The 1,760-nt window shown below is 36.4% G+C and carries 1 protein-coding gene; it reads right to left on the bottom strand.

Annotation, left to right across the window (positions count from 1 at the left end; genetic code table 11):
- Positions 1-185: 185 nt before the first annotated feature.
- Entirely contained in the window at positions 186-1,229 is a 1,044-nt protein-coding gene (locus ACRCJ0_RS13365; RefSeq protein ID WP_431390733.1) for an aspartate-semialdehyde dehydrogenase, read from the bottom strand.
- Positions 1,230-1,760 lie beyond the last annotated feature (531 nt).

Below are 1,760 nucleotides of genomic sequence, written 5' to 3'. Positions count from 1 at the left end.
CTGCCTCCTAATATATTGGGTTTATTTTTATAAAGTCTGGATGCACGCTAAATAGTTAGTGCAGCCTGTATCCAAGCTGACGCAAATTGTTAATCAGGTCGGATATATTTTTTACTCAAAAAAAGTGCGGTGCAATGACGCTTCGCCATATTGCCCGCACATCGCTAGATTAAGTATAACATAAACTAGATTAATTTATCAGCTACCATTTGTTCTGCAATCTGAATTGAATTCAATGCGGCACCCTTCCATAAATTGTCAGAAACAACCCACATATGGAATCCACGTGGGAAGTCTAAATCTTTACGGATACGGCCAACAAATGTTTCCGTTTTCTTCTCAGCATTTACTGCTTGAGGGTAAAGTTGTTGGTTGATATCATCTTCCAATACAACACCAGGTGCGTCTCGTAAAATATTTTGGATATCTTCAAGTGTCACGTCATCATTATCTACTTCAAAGTAAACAGACTCTGAGTGGCCGTAAACAACCGGTACACGCACACATGTCGCTGATACCCCAATCGTATCATCACCTAAGATTTTTTTGGTTTCATTGGTCATTTTCATTTCTTCATAAGTATAGTGGTTGTCTTGGAATTTATCGATTTGCGGCAATACGTTGTAAGCCATTTGATAATGTTTCTCATCACCACCAACTGGTAAGATGCCAGGTGTTTGAATATCATTACCTGCTTCAATATCACGGTATTGTTGACGCATTTCTTCAATAGCTGTCGCCCCTGCACCTGATACCGCTTGGTAAGTAGACACAATCACACGGTCTAATCCAAAGGTATCACGGATTGGATTTAAGGCCACAACCATTTGGATTGTTGAACAGTTAGGGTTAGCAATCAAGCCATTATGATTTTTCAATGCTTGTGGGTTTACCTCCGGCACTACTAAAGGCGTATTTTCATCCATCCGGAAGGCAGAAGTATTATCAATGACGACTGCACCAGCATCAATGGCTGCTTGGCTAAATTCGACTGAACGGTCTCCACCAGCTGAGAAAAAGGCAATATCCACACCATCAAAAGCATCTTTTGTCAATTCTTCAACAACATAGTTTTTATCGCCCACCGGTAATTCTTTACCTGCTGAACGCGCTGATGCTAATAGTTTAATATTTTTTACTGGGAAATTTACTTTTGCAACTAAGTGACGTAATTGTTCCCCAACTGCACCTGTTGCTCCGACAATTGCTACATTATACTCTTTTGCCATAATTGATTCATCCTTTTATTTATATTCGATATTATTCGTATTCGCTGTTTCATTTTATCAGAGGTTAGCCTTTTTCTCAATGAAAATGACAGTATTATGAAATAAAAATGAGAAAACACTCAATTAATATAAAAATTATCTGTTACCCTTCTTCAGTTTGCACGATCAACAATTTAATGGTCTTCACCCTTATTTAGTCCATATCATGAGAATAGAAAAAGTATAAGTATTTTGATTTGTTCACTTTTCTTAGAAGTTAATCTCTTCAAATTCATGACTTCCATATAAATATTCCATACCATTAGCACATCAAAATTTTCTCTAAACTATGTAAATGTAGCGCAACATCAACCTCATTTTGTTTGTATGGAAACCTAAATAGTCGAATTTTTTGTATTTCAATTGTTGACGTTTATTGATGATACTGGACCTATTTTTCTTTATCTCTATATAAAAAAGCACCCAGTTAAAAAACTGGATGCTCTCTTATATAAAATATCTGAATATTATTCGGCGTCTAAACCTTTCATT

It is taken from the genome of Aerococcus sp. L_32 (assembly GCF_050689315.1).
This window is presented reverse-complemented; position numbering and strand designations above follow the sequence as displayed.

Excerpts from the sequence above, each read along its gene's own strand:
- ACRCJ0_RS13365 (WP_431390733.1), bottom strand. The coding sequence starts at position 1,229 with ATGGCAAAAGAGTATAATGTAGCAATTGTCGGAGCAACAGGTGCAGTT.